Raw genomic sequence first — 21087 nt, forward strand, 5'->3', positions numbered from 1 at the left:
AGGCCAGGTTAAGACCTGGGCTTAAACCCGGCCAAACCCTGGCTTTGGGTTGACGGGAGGTGAATCCCGGTCACGTTTTGGTGGGTTTTGCCCCGATCAGGCGCGCCCCGGCCTCGGTCAGCTTGCACACCAGCCAATCCGGTTTGGTCGGATTGGCGAACCACGGCTCGGCCCAGCCGGCCTCGACACAGGCGCGGATGGTGGCGTGCGGCACCTCCTTGCCCTCCCGGTCGAACAGCGGCAGCTTGCCGCCGGGCTGGCCGACGCCGCGCAACAGCCAGCGCCGCTGCGCCTCGCTCGGACGCGCGGTCGAGGTTGAAACGGCTGACTTCGCTGATTTCTCGACCATGGCGAACTGGCCACCTAGCGGAACCACGTGATCGGATCGTGACACGTTCAGGCCGGGCGCGCCACGGCGATGCCCCCATGCGTGTCAGGAGGTAGTCGCGCCATCGTTGTCCAACCATGGACAATGGATATTGGCGTTGAAGCTATTCCTGCCAAAGACGATTCATGTTTTCCTTCCTCAAGACCGTCAAGCTTCGAGCCGTATCGTGACAGAAGAATCCGAACGCAAGCCTTTCGCCTTTGTGCAAGTGGTCACGACACTCATTGTCGGCATTGTAGTCGGGACAGCGGCGAGCTGGGCAATCTTGGTTGGGCCGCTTGAGAGTATGGCACCTTGGGCGGACGGCTGGCTTGGCATAGGCCTGACCTCCATTGGAGTTGTGCTTGTAGCCGCGCTCTTGATCGCGCCATTCGCTTGGGTGGCGGTCAAGCGATTGATCCGAGCCAGCGAGGGCACGCTAGAGGTTCTTATAACCGAAATCGGGGCGGCAACGCGCGCCGCAAGTCATAACAACCCGGCCTTAGCTGTCATTCATGCGGAGAAGGCAGCCCTAGAGGCAGCCGCGTGGTATGCCCCAAAGGCCGCGAGACGTTGGATCGTCCAGACGTCATTCACCTTGATTGTGACCATCGGCGGGCTGGTCGGAACAGCCCTTTTATTTCGCCAGACTGCACTACTTGCTGAACAAAACAAGAAAATACAAGAACAAATCGGCCTCTTATTTGAACAAAACGCCAAGTTGGATTTGCAAAATGTCACATCGGATGCCCAACGGCGTGCACCACTTCAAACAGAACTTTTTTCGATCATTCAACGCGCGTCTGAGCTCAACGACAGCGGGAATTCTGCATGGTGGGTAATCGGGCAGGATCGAGGCTCGATTCAACCGTCTCCCGGCTTGACCGCCCGCATAGTCGCGTTGAGCAGAGCATCGACGCCCTATCTGTTAGCCGGCCCTTCGAACGCAGAAAGGGCGGTCCGACTTGACATCGACCCAAAGCCTAGAAGTCCCGAACGCGGCCAACTTCTAACAGCACTCCTAATTATCGGGGTCGCAATTCCGAAAGATATGGTACTCAATAATGCAGATCTTAGATCATCCAGTTTAAATTCCGCAAAATTCGACGGACACATACTGACTGACGTTGATTTTGGAGGAGCACTACTGCAACTAATTGACGCGAAGAATTCTATATTTTTGTTTTCGAATTTCAAACAATCATCAATATTTCACTCAACGCTCATATCCTCTCGATTTGAAACCGCAAACCTTTCTCTCTCCAACATTATCAAAGTCAATTTCAATGGTTCAAATTTTGATCGCGCAGACTTTTCTCGGGCTCGGTTATCCGAAGTTGACTTTACCGGATCGATTTTGACCAACAGCAACTTCACCGAGACATCGCTCGAGCGCGTGAATTTTGAAGGAGCGGTGATTGGCCGCCTGCCAATTCTATCGTCGGGATTGCCGAGTGGATTTCCGCGCGGATGGACGTCACCTCCTGTCGGATGGCGGATCTCGATAGAGACCGAACGGGCTTTGCTACGGCAAGACTCGCGCTGATCCGACGCGGCATATAGAGAGGGTCCCAACGACTGACGCCTGCGGCACGATTCGGTCTGCAACGCCACTGAATTTGATCCCAACGCCGTCCCTCTGATCGCAGCGACCCGTGAACATCAACACCATCTGCATTCAACGTGGGTCGCTCGAAGCCGGTGACCGCAATCGTTCGTAGATGTCGGCCAAGCATCAGGTAATGAAGGCTTTATCCCCGCCGTATAACCTCTCATCGATCCCTGGCCATGTCTAAGATTCAGATCGAGCGGGAGGTGCATATTGGCGAACACCGGCAAATGCGCGAAATGTGAAAACATCATCGAGTCCGTTCGCATCGAAACGGTCGAGGTCACCCAGAGCCGGATGATGAAATGGAAGGGCGCCAGTTACATCTGCCCTCACTGCGATACCGTGCTCAGCGTCTCGATCGACCTGCTGGCACTGAAGACCGACATCATCAACGGCGTCGTCAAGAGCCTGCGGCGTTGACGCGCCGGACGCGATCGGGGCCGCGGCGCCCGATCCCGTCCCGGCCGGCATCGAGCGGCCGGGCGCGTCGCGGCCGAGGGATTCAACCGCCCCCGGCCGCCTGTCGGACCGCCGCTATCTCTCCGCCGGCCGTGCGACGCTCGACGGGCAGGAATTATAGGAACTGCGGATCACGATCCGGTCGCCGCATTGATAAGAGCAGCGCATCAAGCCCTCCGGTGTCAGGCGCGATGACGAATAGAGCACGCAGGCCGGCAAGGGGCTCTGCGCCAAGCGTAGCGACCGGCCCGCCGGCCCGCCATCATCACGCGCATGATTGTTCGCGAGTGAGGCATGCCCCACGGAAATCATTCCAACGACGATTACTGACATCACGGGAATTATCTTCGACGCATAGTTCAATTTGTCTCTCCATATCTGAAATCCGCCATTCATCGGCGCGGATCAACGATCACCTCTCGCAAGGGAATGTGGCATGAAAATGCCATGAGGACTTGGCGCGACCACAGGACGCAGGCAAGCCTTCGGCGGCGGCCGCACCTTCTCGCCGGAGCACGGTTTCCCGGCTGTCCAGGCCAGGCGATGCCCGGCCCAGGCCGTCGTCAGCCGCCGATGCCGCCCGTCACCGGGGCATGGTCCCCTCGCCCAGCCGTTCCAGTGAGCGCCCCGCGGGCCGCGGCCGCGAGCCCCGCGCGCCGGTTAAGGCCTGCCGCCGAGCTGGCTGATCTTGGCCTCGACCTTCGCCCGCAGGTCCGCCTGGAATTCATCGGGCGTGACATCCTTCGCCAGGCTGAAGGCGGCCTCGATATAGAGGTCCCGCGCCTTGGCCCTTTGCCCCTTGGCCTCGGCCAGCTCCGCCCGGTCGAACAGCTGGTCGAAGGCCAGCTTGTCGCGTTCGGCCCGCATCACCATGACAGCCTTCTCGATGAGGGCGACGTCGTCGACATGGGCCATCAGGGCCTGGATGCGCTCGATCGCCGATGTATAGGCGTTCAACTTGTCGCCCTGGCCCCGCAGATCCTTGACGCGCTCGCGCGCGGCGAACCACTGCGCGCGAATGACGTCCTCGATAATGGCGGTCCTTGCCGCCTCGAGTTCCCCGGCCAAGATGGTGGGATCGACATCGACGCCGGGCAGCACGCCGTAGCGGCGCAGCGCCTCGCAATGGGTGATCGACCGGGCGACGGAGTCGAGCTGCAGGTCGGTGCGCTTCACCCCGACCCGGTATTCGGCCTCCTGCACGATGCCGGCCACCGCCTCGCGAATGACCGGGCCATGCTCGGGATAGCAGTCCGAGCAGACGCCATAGGCTTCGATCCGCAGGAACTGGTTGGTCTTCTGGCACACTGAACAGGTCGGCATCATCCCCTCACGGATGCAGGTGATCACAGGCCCGGTGCCGCTGTCGACATCTCCGGCCGTCGAAAGCGGCGCCCCGGCGGCGCGGCCGCGGCCCTGGAGCCCCCTGGCGTCCTCCGGGCCGGCCGTCTCACCCGCGATCCACAGGTTAACGAAGCAGAAACCAGGCGGGGCCGCTGGTCGGATTCCATCAACCAAGCCATTTCAAGCACTTGGCTGAAAACATGGTGAACAAGGCGTTAACGATGTTTGGGAAACGCCGGGGTGTCCCGGTATCTTTCCGGAGATGTCACCGGTAGATTATTGGTGCGGCGGACTGTTGTCCCGTCATTCGTTGTGTTGCGTCCGAGAGGCACTTGGGCCGTGACACAGGGGCTGTCGGGGGGCCTGTCTGCGAGAGTTTGAGGACGCGGGCGACGACAATGGCGAACACTCCCAAGAAGATCCAGGATCCGGCCGAGGCCGCTCTTGCGGCGATCCAGGATGCGCTGAACCTCGCGACCGAGGAGGCGAGCAAGAGCACGGCCAAGGGTCCGGGCAATGCGGCCGCGCAGGAGCCTTCCAAGGCCCAGCCGGCCCGCTCGGCCGAAAACGCCAAGGCGCAGGCCTCGCCGGTCAGGCTCGACGACGATCTGTTCGCCGACACCAAGCGCTCCGACAGCGTGGTGGCGCCGACCCAGGCCGCCGCCAATGACGACCGGCGCGACATTGCTCAGCTGCTGGAGCGGTTGTCCAGGCGTGCCTCGGCGACGCCGCTGTGGATCGCCCTGTTCATGTCGATCGCCTGGATCGGGCTCGGCCTGTTCCTCGGCTCGCGCGTCCTCGCCGGCGCCAGCATCGACCTCGCCTCGCCCACCGTGCTCGCCTTCGCCGCCGCCCTGGTCCTGCCGGTCATCTTCTTTTTCGTCATGGGCGGCCTGATCCGCCGCACCCAGGAAATGCGCATGGTCGCGCGCGGCATGAGCGAAGTCGCCATTCGCCTCGCCGAGCCGGAAACCATCGCGCGTGAATCCGTCGTCTCGGTCGGCCAGGCCATCCGCCGCGAGGTCGCCGCCATGGGCGACGGCGTCGAGCGGGCGCTGGCCCGCGCCAACGAACTGGAATCGCTCGTCCACAACGAGGTCGCCTCGCTCGAGCGCGCCTATAACGACAATGAACTGCGCATCCGCAACCTGATCGAGGAGCTGGTCACCCAGCGCGAGGCGATCGTCTCGAATTCCGAGCGCGTGCGCGGCGCCATCACCAGCGCCCATGAGCATCTGGCGTCCCAGATGGCCGATGCCGGCGATACCCTGACCCGCCGCATCGACGAGAGCGGCCTGCGCGTCGCCGGTACCCTGGCCGACAAGACCGAGGCGATCACCGTCGCGCTCGGCCGCGCCGGCGACCACATGATCGACCAGATGCAGGTGCGCGGCACCGACATCGTCGAGCGGCTGGCCGCCACCAGCGACGACGTCACCCGTGCGCTGTCGACGACCGGCGACCGCGTGACCAATGTCCTGACCGACACCGGCAACAGCGTCACCATCGCCATGGCCGAGACCGGCTCGACCATGGCCGCCAAGCTGTCCGAGACCGGCACGACGATGACCGAGCACCTGGCCGCGACCAGTGCCGACATCACCCATGCCATCGCCTCGCGCGCCGACGAGGTGGCGACGCGCCTGAAGGAATCCGCCGAGACCCTGGTCACCGAGCTGTCCAGCCGCGGCGGCGAGGTTTCCGAACGGCTGAAGGACACCGGTGAGGCCCTGGTCGCCGAATTGTCGACCCGTGGCGGCGAGGTCACCAGCCTGCTGCGCGAGACCGGCCACAGCCTGGTCGCCGAATTGTCGAGCCAGAGCGGCGAGGTCACCTCGCTGCTGAAGGCCACCGGCGAGAACCTGGTCAGCGAACTCTCCAGCCGTGGCAGCGATGTCACGTCGCGCCTGAAGGAAGCCGGCGAGACCCTGGTCGTCGAACTGTCGACGCGTGGCAACGAGGTCACCTCGCGCCTGAAGGAAACCGGCGAGACCATCGTCTCCGAGCTCTCGACCCGCGGCAGCGAGGTCGTCGACAAGCTCGAGCAGACCGGCGGTTTCGTCGCCGACACCATCAGCCAGCGCGGCGATGTGCTCTCCGCCCGCATCGCCGAAACCGGCGATCGGCTGCAGACCACGGTCACCGAGGTGGTCGACAAGCTGGAATTGACCGGCGGCCACGTCGCCGAAGCCATCGGCCAGCGCGGCGACATCTTCGCCGCCCGCATCGCCGATACCGGCGACCGCCTGCAGCTCACCGTTTCCGACGTCGTCGACAAGCTGGAAATGAGCGGCGGCCACATCGCCGATACCCTCGGCCAGCGCGGCGACGCGCTCGTCGCCCGCATCGCCGAGACCGGCGATCGGCTGCATGGCACCGTCACGGATGTCGTCGACCGGCTTGAAGCGACCAGCGGACAGGTCGCCGAGACCATCGGCCAGCGCGGCGAGGCGATTGCCTTCCGGATCGCCGAGACCGGCGCCCGCGTGCATACCGCCGTCACCGACGTTATCGACAAGCTCGAAACCACCAGCGGTCAGATCGCCGAGACCATCGGCCAGCGCGGCGACGTGCTCGTCGCCCGCGTCGCCGAGACCGGCGACCGGCTGCAGACGACCGTCGCCGACGTCGTCGACAAGCTCGAATCCACCAGCGGCCATATCGCCGAGACCTTCGGCCAGCGCGGCGAAGCCCTCGTCACCCGCATTTCCGACACCGGCGACCGGCTGCATCTCACCGTCGCCGGCGTCATCGACAAGCTCGAGGCCACCAGCGGCCAGATCACCCATACTTTCGGCGAGAGCGGCGACGCGCTCGTGGCCCGCATCGCCGAGACCGGCACGATCTTCGGCCAACGCGGCGACGCCCTCGTCCAGCGCATCGCCGAGACCGGCGACGTCTTCGGCCAGCGCAGCGACGCCATCGTCCAGCGCATTGCCGAGACTGGCGACCGGCTGCATGCCACCGTCACCGTCAATGGCGACGAACTCGACCGGCGCCTGTCGGTGACCGGCCAGCTCATCGCCCAGGCGATCGCCCAGCGCACCACCGAGGCGAGGTCCGCCATTGGCGACGTCGGCATCCAGGTGGTCGAGACGCTGACCGAAAAGGCCCAGGACGTGCAGCTGGCGCTCTATCGCGCCGGCGAGACGGTGACGACCTCGATTTCCGAGCGCACCGCCGGACTGAAGTCGGAAATCGAACTGGCCGGCACCGACGTGCTCTCGGCCTTCGCCACCCAGGGCACCGATCTCACCTATCGCCTCGGCGCGATCGGTGCCGACGTCGCCGGCACGCTGACCGCCAAGACCGACGAGATCACCACGCGGCTGCAGAATGCCGCGACCGCCGTCTCCTCGGCCGTCGACGATCATGGCGAAGCCATCGTCACCCGCATCGCCCAGAACGTCGTCACCCTGGAAGACGCGATCAACCGCCACAGCTCTGGCTTCGAAGCCCGCGTCGCCGCCCATGCGGCGAACCTCGACGACGCCATCGGCCGCCACAGCGCCGGCTTCGAGCAGCGCGTCGCCGCCTATACCGGCAATGTCGAGGACGCCATCGTCCGCCACTCCGCCGGTTTCGAAGAACGCATCCTCAGCCACGCGGCCAATATCGAGGACGCGATCGTGCGCCACAGCGCCGGTTTCGAGGAACGTGTCTCCAACCAGACCGCCAACCTGGAAGAAACCATCGGCCGCCAGAGCCAGGGCTTCGAATCCCGGGTCGTCGGTCATGCCGCGACGCTCGAGGAGGCCATCGGCCGCCACACCTCCAGCCTGCGCGAACTGGTCACCTCGCACGCGACCACTCTCGAGGACGCGATCGGTCGCCACACCTCCGAGTTCGAGATGCGGGTCGCCGGCCATGCGACGACGCTCGGCGAGTCGGTCGCGACCCATGTCGCCCTGCTCGACCACAAGCTGACCAACCATATCGGCGCGCTCGACGCGACCATTTCCGGCAAGGGCGGCGAACTGGCCGACCGGATCCTCAACGACACCCGCGAGTTCGCCGACCGGGTCTCGGGCAAGAGCATCGAGATCACCGAGGCGCTGGACGGCCGGCTCGCCCGCATCGACCAGGCGCTCGACAACCGCGCCCAGGCGTTCAACGCGACGCTCGCCAGCCGCACGCTCGAGCTTGCCAAGGTGCTCGGCGACGGCGGCCGCAGCGTCACCGAGGCGCTGGAGAACAAGTCGGCCGAGATCACCTACAATCTCGTCAGCAAGTCGGACGAGATCACCCAGAGCATCACCGAAAAGTCGGAGCAGATCGCTCAGAACCTGACCACCAAATCGGATGAGATCGCCCAGAACCTGACCTCGAAATCGGACGAGATCGCCCAGAGCCTGACATCCAAGTCGGACGAGATCGCCCAGAGCCTGACCACCAAATCCGACCAGATCGCCCGCCACCTGTCGTCGAAGTCCGACGAGATCGCCCAGAGCCTGACCAGCCGGTCGGACGCGATCGCCCTGCATCTGGCCATCAAGTCGGACGAGATCGCCCAGAACCTGACCACCAAGTCCGATGCGATCGTCGAGCATCTGGCGGTCAAGTCGGACGAGATCGCCTACAACATCACCAGCCGGTCGGACGAGATCGCCCAGACCTTGGCGAGCAAGTCGGCCGAAATCGCCGACAACCTCACCGCCAAGTCGAGCGAGATTACCCGCACGCTCAGCGACAAGTCGGACGAGGTCACCTACACCCTCACCGGCAAGGCCGATCAGATCACCGCGACGCTCAGCGACAAGGCCGACGAGATCAACCGGACGCTCGGCAGCCGCGCCCAGGAGGTGGCCGAATCGCTCGACACCCGCGTCGCCCGCTTCGAACAGGTCGTGGTCGGGCGCCTGGAAACCGTGTCGCAGTCGCTCGACGAGCGCGGCACCTCGATCGCCGAGAAGCTCGCCGACAAGGTCGAGGCCGTGTCCTCGACGCTGCGCTCCAACGCCGAAGAGGTCGAGCGCACGCTGTCGACCATATCGAGCGACATCACGCTCGGCCTGTCGACCCGCGTCAACGAGATCAACGCGGTGCTCGGCGCGCGTTCGACCGAGCTCGCCTCCCTGCTCGACGAGCGCGGCGGCAATCTCGTCGCCCGCATCGGCGAGAACGGCAGGACGATCACCTCGGAGGTCAGCCGCGTCGGCGACATCGTCGTCCGCGCCCTGGAACACCGTGGCGCGACCATTGCCGAAGTGCTGGGACAGAAGGGTGCCGAGATCACCCAGGCGCTGTCGGAGACCGGCATCGAGGTCACCCGCTCGATCACCGACTCGAGCGAGCAGGCGGCCCGCACGCTGACCGATTCCTCGACCGCCTTCCGCACCACCGTCGACGAGGGCGCGCGCGAGTCGATCGAGGCCCTGACCTCGACCAACGACCAGCTGCGTGGCGAGATCGGCGGTCTGCTCAGCAAGCTCGCCGAGTCGAATATCGTGCTGCGCGAGCTGTCGAGCCAGGCCGAGACCAATCTCGGCTCGATCAACCGCCAGCTCGGCAAGCGCATCGACGAGTTCCGCTCCTCCGTCGACACGGCGTCGACCACGGCGGAGAGCTCGACCCAGTTGCTCAACGGCCAGATCAGCCAGCTCTCCAACGTCGCCGGCACGGTGCTGCAGGACGTCTCGGCGCTCGCCGAGCGGCTCGACGCCCAGGCGAGCGTGCTGACCCATGCCGCCGAGCAGGTCGACAAGATGCAGACCCGGCTCGACAACTCGCTCGAGGAACGCCGCGAGGCGCTGGAGAATCTGATTGGCCATCTCGCCGGCAAGACCGAGGACATGGACAACCTGATCAAGAGCTTCTCGGGCCTGCTCGACGACAATCTCGGTGCCGCCGAGAACCGTGCCCGCGAGATCGGCCGCGTCCTGGTCGAATCCACCGGCCAGACCACCCAGGCCATCCACCAGCAGGCGGATGCCCTGAGGCTCGCCACCGGCAAGGAGCGCGAACGCACCACCCACGCGCTGCGCTCGGCCTATGACCAGGCGACCGGCGACATGAACGCGCTGTTCCAGGATGCTTCCGAGCGCTTCGCTTCGCTCACCTCGGGGCTGAAGGGCATGGCGGCGGAAATCCAGGCGGAGCTCGCCGCGACCCGCAGCGAACTGTCCCGTGGCATGGTCGAGATCCCGCGCGAGACGCAGGAGAACGCGGCCGCGATGCGCCGGGTCGTCGCCGAACAGATCAAGGCGCTCGCCGAACTGAACGACATCGTCGCCAAGTCCGGCCGCGCCTATGACGTCGCCGATCCCTCGCCGATCGCTCCGGTCGCGAGCCGCCGGCAGGAGCCGCCGCGCGAGCCCGTGCCGCTGCCGGTCATGCCGCTGCGCGGCGCCGGCGGCGTCGCCGAACTGCCCCGGGCCGAGCCGTCCAGGGCCGAAGCGCCGAAAGCCGAAACGCCGCGGCCGCGCGTCGCCGATACCCGCCGCGAGGCCCCTGCCCGCACCGAGCCGGTGCGTGGGACCGCCGATCGCGGCTGGCTGTCGGACCTGCTCGCCCGTGCCTCGACCGACGAAGGCGACGGCGAGCCGCTGCGACCGGCCTCGCGCCGGCCGCCGGCGCCGGCCGCCCTCGACAATCTCGACGCCCTGTCCTCCGACATCGCCCGCATGGTCGATCACGATGCGGTCGTCGATCTCTGGGAACGCTGGCGCCGTGGCGAGCGCAACGTCTTCTCGCGCCGGCTCTACACCACCCAGGGCCAGCAGACCTTCGATGACCTGCGCCGCCGCTATCGCCGCGACAGCGAGTTCCGCGACACCGTCGACCGCTATATCGACGAGTTCCAGCGCCTGCTCGGCGATGTCGACCGCAACGACCGTGACGGCTCGCTCGCCCGCACCTACCTGACCTCGGAGACCGGCAAGGTGTTCACCCTGCTCGCGCATTCGAGCGGCCGGTTCGACTGAGCCGGGCCAAGTCCACCGACACTGAAGGGGGCGCCGCGAGGCGCCCTTTTTGTTGGGGGCGGACCGCCGGATTGGCATCTGAAAGAACCGATCAACGCTTCATCGACTGCCGGCACATTCCCCACGTCACCCCCGGCCGACTGAGCGAAGCGAAGGAGGGGAAGGGGGTCCAGGAGTTGCTGAGCCCTGCCCTCAACGCCGCGAAATCACCTTCAAACAATGCACTGAGGGCGCCGTGAAGCGGCTCCTGGGCCCCCCTTCCCCTCGGCTTCGCCTCGGCCTCAGGCAAAGCAATTGCTTTGCCTTGGGGTGACGTCGAGAGTGTGCCGGCCGCCGATCGCAAAAAGGGCCAATCGCGACGGGCGAGCCGTCGGTGCCATCAGTCAGCTTACGGGCTTGAGCCAACCGTCCCGCTCCCTGACAATCCGCGCAATCAAGAGGCGCCGAAACGCCCGCCGGGACACCACCGAGGGAGGTCATGATGCGCAGGTTGATCGCCGCCGCCGCTTTGCTGCTGCTTGCCGGCACGGCCAATGCGGCCGACGTGCCGAGCTACCAGGTCGACGCGGCCTGGCCGAAGTCACTGCCGAACAACTGGATCATGGGCCAGGCGGCCGGCGTCGCCGTCGATGCCGAGGACCATGTCTGGGTCATCCAGCGCCCGCGCACCCTGACCGATGACGAGCGGGCCGCGGCGCTCGATCCGCCGCGCACCAAATGCTGCAGGCCGGCGCCGCCGGTCTTGGAGTTCGACCAGGCCGGCACCTTGCTGCGCTCCTGGGGCGGGGCCGGCCAAGGCTACGACTGGCCGCAGAACGAGCACGGCATCCATGTCGATGGCAAGGGTTTCGTCTGGATCGCCGGCAATGGCGAGAATGACGGCCAGGTGCTGAAATTCACCCGCGACGGCCAGTTCGTTCTGCAGATCGGCCGCAGCGGCCCGCAGACCAATTCCACCGATACCGCCCGCCTCGGCCGCCCCGCCAACATGACGGTCGATGTCGCCAACAACGAGATCTACGTCGCCGACGGCTATTACAACCATCGCATCATCGTGTTCGACAGCGAGACCGGCGCCTTCAAGCGCATGTGGGGCGCCTATGGCCGGCCGCCGACCGACCTCGGGCTGCCGGCCTTCAATCCCGATCAGCCGCCGTCGCAGCAATTCGGCAACCCGGTCCATTGCGTCAGGTTGGCCAGGGACGGCCTCGTCTATGTCTGCGACCGGGTCAACAACCGCGTCCAGGTGTTTCAGCGCGACGGCACTTTCGTCCGCGAGTTCTTCGTCGAGCGCCGGACGCTGGCCAATGGTTCGGTCTGGGACCTCGAGCTGTTTCCCGACCAGAACGAGACCTTCCTGATCAATGCCGATGGCGCCAATAACGAAGTGCGCATTCTCGAGCGCGCGAGCGGCAATGTCGTCGGCGCCTTCGGGCGCAGCGGCCGCAATGCCGGCGAGTTCCACTGGATCCACAATCTCGCGGTGGACTCGCGCGGCAATGTCTTCACCACCGAGGTCGACAACGGCAAGCGCGCCCAGCGCTTCCTGCTGCGCGGCGACATGGTGCTGCGCCGGCGCGCGGCGCAATAGGGGGGAAGCGCCAAACCGCCCCTCTCCCAAAGGGAGAGCGTGGCGCCGTCAGGCGCCGGGTGAGGGGTCGTCCATGTCCGGAGAGGGCCGCATGCGGCGCGCGCGTCGTGTCTGTTCCGAGGGGTTACGCCCCTCATCCGGCAGCTAACGTCAGGCAGAAGCAATTGCTTCTGCCGATGCCACCCTCTCCCTACGGGAGACGGTTGGCTCGGCGCTTTGCTAACCTCGACCCCCGCCCCTCAAACCCGTGCCGACGCCCAGACCACGATGTCGCGCAGCACGTTCTGCAGCGCCCGGTCGAACGAGGCGGCGACATTGGCGGCGTCGATGCTGCTGATCGGCGCCCGGCCGCTGAACACCTGGCCGGCCAGGATCCGGCCCGAGCGATCGTTGACCAGCTTGACCGAGACCTCGACGACCGCCTCGGCGCCGGCGCCGGCCACCACCTCGAACGAGCGGATTTCGCTCAGAAGCTGGAAATCGGAGGCCAGGCGGTCGCCTGGCCGGCCGACCGAACGCAGGTGATTGGCATTTTCGAAGGCCCGGATGATGCGCGCCTGCAACAGTTTCGGCAGGCGGTCGGCCCAGGCGCCGTCACTGAGATAGGACACCGCGCCGCCGGCGCCGCGCACCGCCATGCGCTCGGTGTCGAGATTGGCGATCGCCTTCGGCTCGACCACGATGAGCTGGCCGCGCTGGGCACCCGGACGGGCCGGAAAACTGGTCGGCGCCATCAGGTCATAGGTTTGCGGCGCATTCGACGACGCGCAGCCCGACAAGGCAAGCGCGACGGCAAATGCCATCCCGATCCGGAGCAGTCCGCGCCGCTTGCCCAATCCCAACCTCATTCCCTGTCCGCGCTTGGGCGCGGTTGCTTGTTATCCCGGAGCATTTTCAGGCGACCTGGACACCGGGTTACATGAAGGGAAGCGCGCGGGCAACGTGCCAAACATCCTCACAAACTAGGCCGTCCGCGCGATTCCGGGAACCGAAAAGACATCCTAGCGGCGATTATACTCCGGCACGCCGGAGCCGCCGAAGATGAAGCGTTGCGGATTGCGCTCGAGCGAGCGCAGGGTCCGTTCGAGTTCCGACAGCGTGCGCCGGCCGTCCGCCGACAGCGCCTGCACGTCCCGGATCGTCCGATCCGTGAAGCCGGAAATGGACGTCGTCAGCTGCGCCGTCCGGCTGTCGAGCCGTTCGGCCAGCGTCCGGACCGCCTTGGCCGTATTGGTGAACTCGGCGAACATGTTGGTGGTTCCATTGCCCTCGAAGCCGCGCAGCATGGCATCGACCCGGTCGGCCATGCCGTTGAGCTTGGCCGAGACCTCGGCGGCGTTCTTCACCAACTGATCGACATTGGCCGAATTGTCGCCCAGCGTCTGGGTGAACCGGTCGATATTGGCCAGCGCCCGGTTGATCCGCTCGCCATCGAGCGCGGTCAAGGTCCGGCTCATCGCGCCGGCGGCGGTCCGCGCGTCACGGATCAGCTCGGCGAAGGAATCGGTCTGGCCGGCGAGCCCCCTGGTCAGTTCGTCGACATTGCGCAGGATCGCGCCGACCCGGCCGGGCTCGACCCCCTGCAGCATCACCTCGATCTGGCTGGTGACGGCATCGAGCCGCTTGCTCAGGGCGGCGATCTGGCGGGCGGCATCCCCGCCGTCCTTCAGCAAGGTGCCGACGCTGTCGGCATTGTCGCCGAGCGCCTGGGTGAAACGCTCGATATTGCGCAGGCTGCGATCGAAGCCGCCCTGGCCCGCGGCGATCGTATCGTCGAGCCGGCGCACCAGATTGTCGGCATTGGTCATGATCTGGCGCGCGCCCTGCAGCAGGTCCTGCATGGCCGAGGGATCGGCGCGCAGCACCGGCAGATCGCCCGGCGCCGGCGGCGCCAGCGGCGGCGCATCGGCCGAGCCGCCGGTCAGCGACAGGGTGGCGACGCCGGACAGCATGCCGACATCCAGGCTGACGCGGGTATTGCTGCGGATCGGCGTGTCGGCCGCCACCGCAATGGTGCCGATGACCTGGCGCGGATCATCGGGATCGACGCGAATGGTGCGGACCTCGCCGACCCGGATACCGTTGAAGAAGACGTTGGCGCCGCGGTTGAGGCCGGCCACCGGCCCGGAAAAAATGACCTTGTACTGCCAGCGGTTGGCGCTGTCGCCGGCACGCAGGAACCACCAGAGAAACACGCCGAAAATCGCCAGCACGACAAGCGTGAAGGCGCCGATCAGCGTGGTATTGGCCTTGGTCTCCATGCGCGGCGGCGCCTCGTTGTCAGCCTGTTATCCTGGCGGCACGGGCTCGCTCGCCGCCAAAATAGCTCTTGAGCCAGGGATGTGTCTGACGAAGCATGTCAGCCATCGTCCCTGTCACGATGACCTTGCCGTCGGCGAGAGCCGCGATTCGGTCGCAGATTCGGGCCAAACTGTCCAAATCATGGGTGACCATATACACGGTCAGCCCCAGGGTGTCGCGCAGCGTCTTGATCAGCGTGTCGAACTCGCCGGCGCCGATCGGATCGAGCCCGGACGTCGGCTCGTCCAGGAACACGATCTCCGGGTCGAGCGCCAGCGCACGCGCCAGCGCCGCGCGCTTGATCATGCCGCCGGACAGCTCGGAAGGATATTTGTCGGCCGCGTCCGGCCGCAGCCCGACCAGCGCGATCTTCAGCCGGGCGATCTCGTCCATCAGCGGCTCGGAGAGCTTCAGATATTCGCGCAGCGGCACCTGGATGTTCTGCTTGACCGTCAGCGACGAGAACAGCGCGCCGTGCTGGAACAGCACGCCCCAGCGCCGTTCGATCGCCTTGTGCTCGGCCGCGCTCGCTTCATCCAGGTCTTCGCCGAACACCGTGATCTTGCCGCGCTGCTTGGGCACCAGCCCGATGATGCAGCGGGTGAGCACCGACTTGCCCGTGCCCGAACCGCCGACGACGCCGAGCACCTCGCCGCGCCGGACGTCGAGGTCGAGACCATCGATGATCAGCCGGTCGTTGAAGCCGACCGCCAGATCACGTACCTTGATGATAACGTCATCGGTCATGTCACTGGTCGATCGCCGCGAAGAACATGGCGAAGACCGCGTCGACCACGATGACCAGGAAGATCCCCTTGACCACCGAGGCCGTCGTCTGGCGACCGAGGCTTTCCGCCGAGCCCTGCACGCGCAGGCCCTCGACGCAGGCGACCAGGCCGATGATCAGCGCCATGAACGGCGCCTTGGCCAGCCCGATGAAGACGTGCCGGCGGCCGACCTCCTCCTGCATGCGGCTGAAGAACAGCTCGATCGGCAATTGACCATAGACCTGCGACACGATCGCCCCGCCCATCAGCGCGGAGAGGTCGCCGATGATGGTCAACAGCGGCAGGCCGATGATCAGCGCGATCAGGCGCGGCAGCACCAGGACTTCGATGGGGTTGAGCCCCATCACGCGCAGCGCGTCGATCTCCTCGCGCATCTTCATCGAGCCGATCTCGGCGGTGAAGGCCGAGCCCGTGCGGCCGGCCACCATGATCGACACGATCAACACGCCGATTTCGCGCAGCGTCAGGATCGAGACGAGATCGACGACATAGCTGTCGGCGCCGAAGCGGCGGAAAAAGAAGATGCCCTGCTGGGCGATGATCGCGCCGATCACGAAGGTGATCAGGATGATGATCGGCACGGCGCGAAAGGCGATATGGTCGAGCTGGTTGATCACCGCCGGCAGGCGAAACCGGCCGGTGCCGGTGAACAGGCTGCCGACCGCCATCACCACTTCGCCGAGGAAGGACAGGAGCGCGACCAGGTCGTCGCGCGCACCCAGTGCCTGCTCGCCCACCTTCCGCAGGGCCTGGGTGGTCAGCGACAGCGGCGCCGGCGCAGCGGCGATCGGCGTCGACAGGCCCTCCACCGCCTCGCCATAGATCACCGCGGCGGCGTCCGACAGCCCGGCGCGCTCGACCGGAATGCCCTTGGCGGCATAGGCCTGCTCGATCGTATGGGCCAGGGTGCCGCCCAGCGTATCGAGCCGGTCGACGGCGGAAAAATCGATGGTGACCGCCGACGGCGTGCCATTTCCGGCCAGAAGCTGCTTGGCCTCGACCTCCAGCGCGCCCGCGGTCTCGGCGACCCAGCAGCCGGCAAGCGCGATCCTGAGCCGGTCTGCCTCGACACTGCTCGTAAGGCTGGCGGCGGGTGCGGTGCTTGCGATTGTCACTGCTCGATTTCGCACGGTCGATTTCGATTGAGGCGCATGCGCAGGACCGGCTTGGCACGCGCGCCACTCCTCTCCATAAAGGAGCCGCCGGGTTCCGTCGAGGCGCCCTGCCCGTCCCCAAACCGCTTCGGATCGCCGCCATGGAAATCGCAAAGCCTTATCTCCTGTTCCTGGGAGATGTTCACGACCAGCTCGCCGCGAAGACCGCGCAGGGTATCGTCGACTGGCGCCGCGACTGGTGCGTCGGGCAGTTGCGCCTGGAAGGCTGCAAGGCCGATACCGGCCTGCCCGACAAGACCATCGCCGAGGCCGCCGAGGCCGGCGCCAAGACCCTGGTGGTCGGCGTGGTCAATGCCGGCGGCGTCCTGGCGCCGCACTGGATCGATTCCATCGTCGCGGCCATCGAGGCCGGCATGGATGTCGCGACCGGCCTGCATACCCGGCTCGGCGACACGCCGAAGATCGCCGCCGCCGCCAAGAAGCACGGCGCCAAGCTGTTCGACGTGCGCCATCCGACCCAGACCTTCCCCACTGGTAAGGGCAACCTGCGCGCGGGCAAGCGCCTGCTGATGGTCGGCACCGACTGCTCGGTCGGCAAGAAATACACCGCGCTGGCCATGGAAAAGGGCATGCAGGACCGCGGCTTCGATGCCGATTTCCGCGCCACCGGCCAGACCGGCATCTTCATTTCCGGGCGCGGCGTCGCGGTTGACGCCGTGGTCGCCGATTTCATCGCGGGCGCCGCCGAATGGCTGACGCCGGATGCCGACCCCCTGCACTGGGACGTGGTCGAGGGCCAGGGCTCGCTGTTCCACCCCTCCTTTGCCGGCGTCACGCTCGGCCTGCTGCACGGTGCCCAGCCGGACGCCTTCATCGTCTGCCACGAGCCGACCCGGCGCACCATGCGTGGCGTCGACACGCCGATCCCGTCGATCGGCGAGGTCATCGACATGACCATCGCGCTCGGCAAGCTGACCAATCCGGCGATCACCTGCGTCGGCCTTTCGGTCAATACCGAACATCTCGGCGAGGATGCCGCCTTCACCGTGCTCGACCGGCTGGCGCGCGAATATGAGCTGCCGGCGACCGATCCGGTGCGTTTCGGCGTCGAGCCGCTGGTCGACGCCATCGCCGAGCTCTATGGCGAGCCCGAGCCGAAGCCGAAGGCCCGCTCGACCGCCAGAAGGGCACGCTGACATGGCCTCGCGCGATCTCGCCGTCTCGACCGAACGCTGGCCGATCGCCGGCACCTTCACCATCTCCCGCGGCTCGCGCACCGAGGCCGTCGTGGTGGTCTGCGAGATCCGCCAGGGCGCGGCGGTCGGGCGCGGCGAATGCGTGCCCTATCCGCGTTATGGCGAAACCGTCGACGGCGTCGCCGCCGAGATCGAGGCGATGATCGAGCAGGTCGACAACGGCCTCGACCGCCAGGGCCTGCTCGCGGCGATGAAGCCGGGAGCCGCGCGCAATGCCATCGATTGCGCGCTCTGGGACCTGGAGGCCAAACTCGCCGGCAAGCGCGCCTGGGAGCTCGCCGGCATCGCGCAGCCGAAGCCGCTCACCACGGTCTATACGATCTCGCTCGGCTCGCCCGAGGAAATGGCGCAATCGGCGCTGCATTGCGGCCGCAGCCATCTGAAGATCAAGCTCGGCGGCGATGGCGACGCCGACCGGCTCGCCGCCATTCGCGCCGCCGTGCCGGAGGCGACCCTGGTGATCGACGCCAACGAGGCCTGGACCCCGGCCAATCTGGCCGCCAACCTCGCCGTCTGCGAGCGCTTCCGCATCGCCCTGGTCGAGCAGCCGCTGCCGGCGGCCGATGACGGTGCGCTGCTCGGCGTCAAGCGGCCGATCCCGATCTGCGCCGACGAAAGCGTCCACGACCGCAAGACGCTGGCTTCCCTGGTCGGCAAATATGATGCGATCAACATCAAGCTCGACAAGACCGGCGGCCTGACCGAAGCCTTCCTGCTGGCCGACGACGCCGACAGGCTCGGCTTCAAGATCATGACCGGCTGCATGGTCGGCACCTCGCTGTCGATGGCGCCGGCGACGCTGGTGGCGCAGCGCGCCTTCCTGGTCGATCTCGACGGTCCGTTGCTGTTGCGCGAGGACCGGCCCGAGGGCCTGCGTTACGACGGCGCCACCGTCTATCCCCCGGCCTCGTCGCTCTGGGGCTGAAAGACGGGCCGATGCGGTGGCAGCGGCAGCGACCGCGCCACCAGCGTCATGACCAGGCCGGCGAGGCACAGCGCCGCCATGGCGAAATAGGCCCCGGCCCCGATACGTGAATAGAAATAGCCGGCGAGCAGGGTCGAGCCGGCCATGGTCACGCCCATGCCGATCGACACCGTGCCCTGGCCGCTGGCGCGGGCATGGGGCGGCAGGCGGTCGGCGAGATAGACCATGGTGCCGAGATGCACCAGGCCGAAGCCGCCCCCGTGCAGCACCTGCAGCGGCGCCAGGACGGCCAGCGGCGGATCGAGCGCCATGACCGACCAGCGCACCATGCTCGAGACCGCGCCGATGATCAGGTAGCTGGTCGGACGCCAGCCCCGGGTAAACCGGCTGGCCAGCCAGAAGATCAGGATTTCCGCGCCCACCGCCACCGCCCAGAGCAGGCCGACGGTCGCGGCCGAATAGCCGAGATGCTCTTTCCAGTGGATCGACGAGAAGGTGTAATAGACCGCGTGGCTCGACTGCAGGGCAGCGGCCGCGGTGATGACCAGCACGAAGCGCCCGTTGAAATAGCTCGGCCCCTTCGGCCCGACCGTCGGTTCGCGCCGGTCGGCGACCAGGCCGAAGCTTGCCGCCAGCAGCAGAATGAAGCTCAGGCAGATCATCCAGACGATGTTCACCGGCGCCACCACCAGCAGCAGCATGCCGCCGGCGACATTGGCCGCCATGAACGCGACCGAGCCCCAGACCCGGATGCGGCCGTAATCGAGCGAGCGCCTGGCGACGCCGGCCAGCCCATAGGCGTCCGACAGCGGCATCAGCGGGCTCCAGACGAAATGGGCGATGAGCACGCTGACCAGGATCATGGCGAAGCCGTCGGCAAGGCCGACGCCGATATAGGCAACGGTCGTCGCGCTGGCGCAAATCACCACGGCGATCGACAGGATGCCGCCGCGATCGGCGAAATAGGTCACCACCGGCGTGGCGACCAGCCGGATCATCAGCGCCGAGGCCAGCACGATGCCGATCTCGCCGTCGGCCAATCCCTTGGCCCGCAGCCAGACCGGGAAAAACGGTTGATGCAAGCCGAATCCAACGAACAAAGCGGCGTAAAACAGCGCCAGCCGGGTCGCAAATAGCTTCGAATCGTTGGATTTTGCTTGCGGCTCTGAGCGCATTAAGCTTTCGCAGAAGATTCGCGTGTCAGCGTTCTTTCTAGACTGTCCATGGCCATCCCGCGAGAGCGCAAATCGGCATGAGTGACGTGACCAAGACACCGCCCGTCCGGCTCGACGATTACGATGCGATCGAGGCGGCGGTGATGGAAACCACCCGCGGTCGCTGGTTCCTCGCCGAATATGCCCGGCGTCACCGCGTGGCCGATACCCATGAGGTCCTGGACGCCATCGGCAAGCTCGAGAAGGTCATGGGCGCGACCCGCCCGGCGCCCGAGATCGATCGCATACGCATGGATATCCGGGAAATGGCCAGCGCCATCGCCCGCACCAAGGCGGAAATCGCGGCGATCAAGCCCGAGGGCGTCGAGGGCGGCCGTTTCGAGGAGGCCTCCGTCGAGCTCGACGCCATCGTTCAGGCGACCGCCACCGCCACGGGCGACATCCTGGGCGCCGCCGAGACCATCCAGGAGATCGCCTGGACCTTGCGCGAAATGGGCGCGGAAGGTGAAGTCTGCGACCTGATCGACACCAAGACGACCGATATCTACACGGCCTGTTCGTTCCAGGACATTACCGGACAGCGCACCCGCAAGGTGATCGGCGTCCTGCGCTTCCTGGAAGACCGCATCGATTCGATGATGGGCATCTGGGGCGAGGCCGGCGTCGCGGCCGCCCCCTTGCCGGCCAAGGCCGACGAACCGTCGCTGCTGAACGGTCCGGCGCTGCCCGGCGAAGGGCTCGCCCAGGACGACGTCGACATGATGATGGACGAGGGCCTGTTCGTCGCGGACGCGCCGGTGGCCGCGCGACCGGCGGCCCTGGCCACCCGGCCGGCCGCCCCGATCGTTGCAACTGCGCCCGTCGCGCGCCCGGCTCCGGCGGAACCCGAGCCCGTGCCAGTCGCGGCGCGCGCCACCGCGGCGGCCGCGCTGTCGACCTCCGACAGCCCGCTCGCCCCCGCCCCCCGCCCTGCGCGCGCCGGCAACAGCGCACCCGAAGGCCTGCCTTCGGTCGAGGACATCGAAAAGCTGAGCTTCATCGAAAAGGTGGCCGTGATGAGCTGAGAAGCGGCATGGTCGGCGCCGTTATTCTCATGCCGGCCGCCCGCCGCCAAGACAGCGCAACCGCCTCGGCATCCGTCGAGCCCTGAACATCCACCGCCCGGAGACCAACCCTGTCACCCGCGCACGAAACTCCTGAGCCGACGCCGATCGTCCATTTCGATCGCGGC

At 66.4% G+C, this 21087-nt stretch carries 14 protein-coding genes; 7 read left to right on the forward strand and 7 right to left on the reverse strand.

What is annotated here, in order from left to right; translation table 11 throughout:
- Positions 1–70 precede the first annotated feature (70 nt).
- Positions 71–376: a hypothetical protein gene (locus AC07WJ_RS28405; RefSeq protein ID WP_494938062.1), complete on the reverse strand. Its 306-nt coding sequence runs from the start codon at positions 374–376 to the stop codon at positions 71–73.
- A gap of 109 nt (positions 377–485) precedes the next feature.
- Between AC07WJ_RS28405 and AC07WJ_RS28410 the strand changes: the two genes are divergently transcribed.
- Together AC07WJ_RS28410 and AC07WJ_RS28415 are read left to right on the forward strand one after the other, a co-directional pair.
- A complete protein-coding gene (locus tag AC07WJ_RS28410; RefSeq protein ID WP_494938063.1) occupies positions 486–1913 on the forward strand; it encodes a pentapeptide repeat-containing protein in 1428 nt (475 codons plus the stop codon).
- Positions 1914–2189: 276 nt separating this feature from the next.
- Positions 2190–2399 carry a hypothetical protein gene (locus AC07WJ_RS28415; RefSeq protein WP_494938064.1) on the forward strand — a complete coding sequence of 70 codons (210 nt, stop codon included), beginning with the start codon at positions 2190–2192 and terminating at the stop codon, positions 2397–2399.
- Between the two features lie 699 nt (positions 2400–3098).
- Here AC07WJ_RS28415 and AC07WJ_RS28420 read toward each other — a convergent pair.
- Positions 3099–3761: a hypothetical protein gene (locus AC07WJ_RS28420; RefSeq protein WP_494938065.1), complete on the reverse strand. Its 663-nt coding sequence runs from the start codon at positions 3759–3761 to the stop codon at positions 3099–3101.
- A 419-nt stretch (positions 3762–4180) separates the two neighbouring features.
- Between AC07WJ_RS28420 and AC07WJ_RS28425 the strand changes: the two genes are divergently transcribed.
- Positions 4181–10705, forward strand: coding sequence for an apolipoprotein A-IV repeat region-like domain-containing protein (locus AC07WJ_RS28425; RefSeq protein WP_494938066.1), 6525 nt, complete (start codon positions 4181–4183; stop codon positions 10703–10705).
- Between the two features lie 478 nt (positions 10706–11183).
- Positions 11184–12296, forward strand: coding sequence for an NHL repeat-containing protein (locus tag AC07WJ_RS28430; protein ID WP_494938067.1), 1113 nt, complete (start codon positions 11184–11186; stop codon positions 12294–12296).
- Between the two features lie 239 nt (positions 12297–12535).
- Here AC07WJ_RS28430 and AC07WJ_RS28435 read toward each other — a convergent pair whose 3' ends face one another.
- The 4 genes from AC07WJ_RS28435 to AC07WJ_RS28450 form a co-directional block, all read right to left on the reverse strand.
- On the reverse strand, positions 12536–13099 hold the full coding sequence (locus AC07WJ_RS28435) for an ABC-type transport auxiliary lipoprotein family protein (protein WP_494938068.1): 564 nt from the start codon (positions 13097–13099) through the stop codon (positions 12536–12538).
- A gap of 198 nt (positions 13100–13297) precedes the next feature.
- On the reverse strand, positions 13298–14557 hold the full coding sequence (locus tag AC07WJ_RS28440) for an MlaD family protein (protein WP_494938069.1): 1260 nt from the start codon (positions 14555–14557) through the stop codon (positions 13298–13300).
- Between the two features lie 19 nt (positions 14558–14576).
- A complete protein-coding gene (locus AC07WJ_RS28445) occupies positions 14577–15344 on the reverse strand; it encodes an ABC transporter ATP-binding protein (RefSeq protein WP_494938070.1) in 768 nt (255 codons plus the stop codon).
- Position 15345: 1 nt separating this feature from the next.
- Positions 15346–16500 carry an ABC transporter permease gene (locus AC07WJ_RS28450; RefSeq protein WP_494938071.1) on the reverse strand — a complete coding sequence of 385 codons (1155 nt, stop codon included), beginning with the start codon at positions 16498–16500 and terminating at the stop codon, positions 15346–15348.
- Between the two features lie 140 nt (positions 16501–16640).
- On the opposite strand from AC07WJ_RS28450, the gene dgcN reads away from it, so the two are divergent.
- Positions 16641–17696 (forward strand): N-acetyltransferase DgcN, encoded by a 1056-nt coding sequence (gene dgcN, locus AC07WJ_RS28455; RefSeq protein WP_494938072.1) that lies wholly within the window; start codon positions 16641–16643, stop codon positions 17694–17696.
- A 1-nt stretch (position 17697) separates the two neighbouring features.
- Positions 17698–18681, forward strand: a complete 984-nt coding sequence (dgcA, locus tag AC07WJ_RS28460; RefSeq protein WP_494938073.1) for an N-acetyl-D-Glu racemase DgcA — start codon at positions 17698–17700, stop codon at positions 18679–18681.
- Here the strand turns inward: dgcA and AC07WJ_RS28465 are convergent.
- The gene (locus tag AC07WJ_RS28465) at positions 18651–19856 is read right to left on the reverse strand and encodes an MFS transporter (RefSeq protein WP_494938074.1); all 1206 of its coding nucleotides are present in this window, start codon (positions 19854–19856) and stop codon (positions 18651–18653) included. The two genes, dgcA and AC07WJ_RS28465, sit on opposite strands and share 31 nt — an antisense overlap.
- Before the next feature lie 77 nt (positions 19857–19933).
- Here AC07WJ_RS28465 and AC07WJ_RS28470 point away from each other — a divergent pair, with 77 nt between their 5' ends.
- Entirely contained in the window at positions 19934–20920 is a 987-nt protein-coding gene (locus AC07WJ_RS28470) for a hypothetical protein (protein ID WP_494938075.1), read from the forward strand.
- Positions 20921–21087: the final 167 nt, after the last annotated feature.

Source organism: Phreatobacter sp. GW821-FHT04C01 (genome assembly GCF_059420385.1).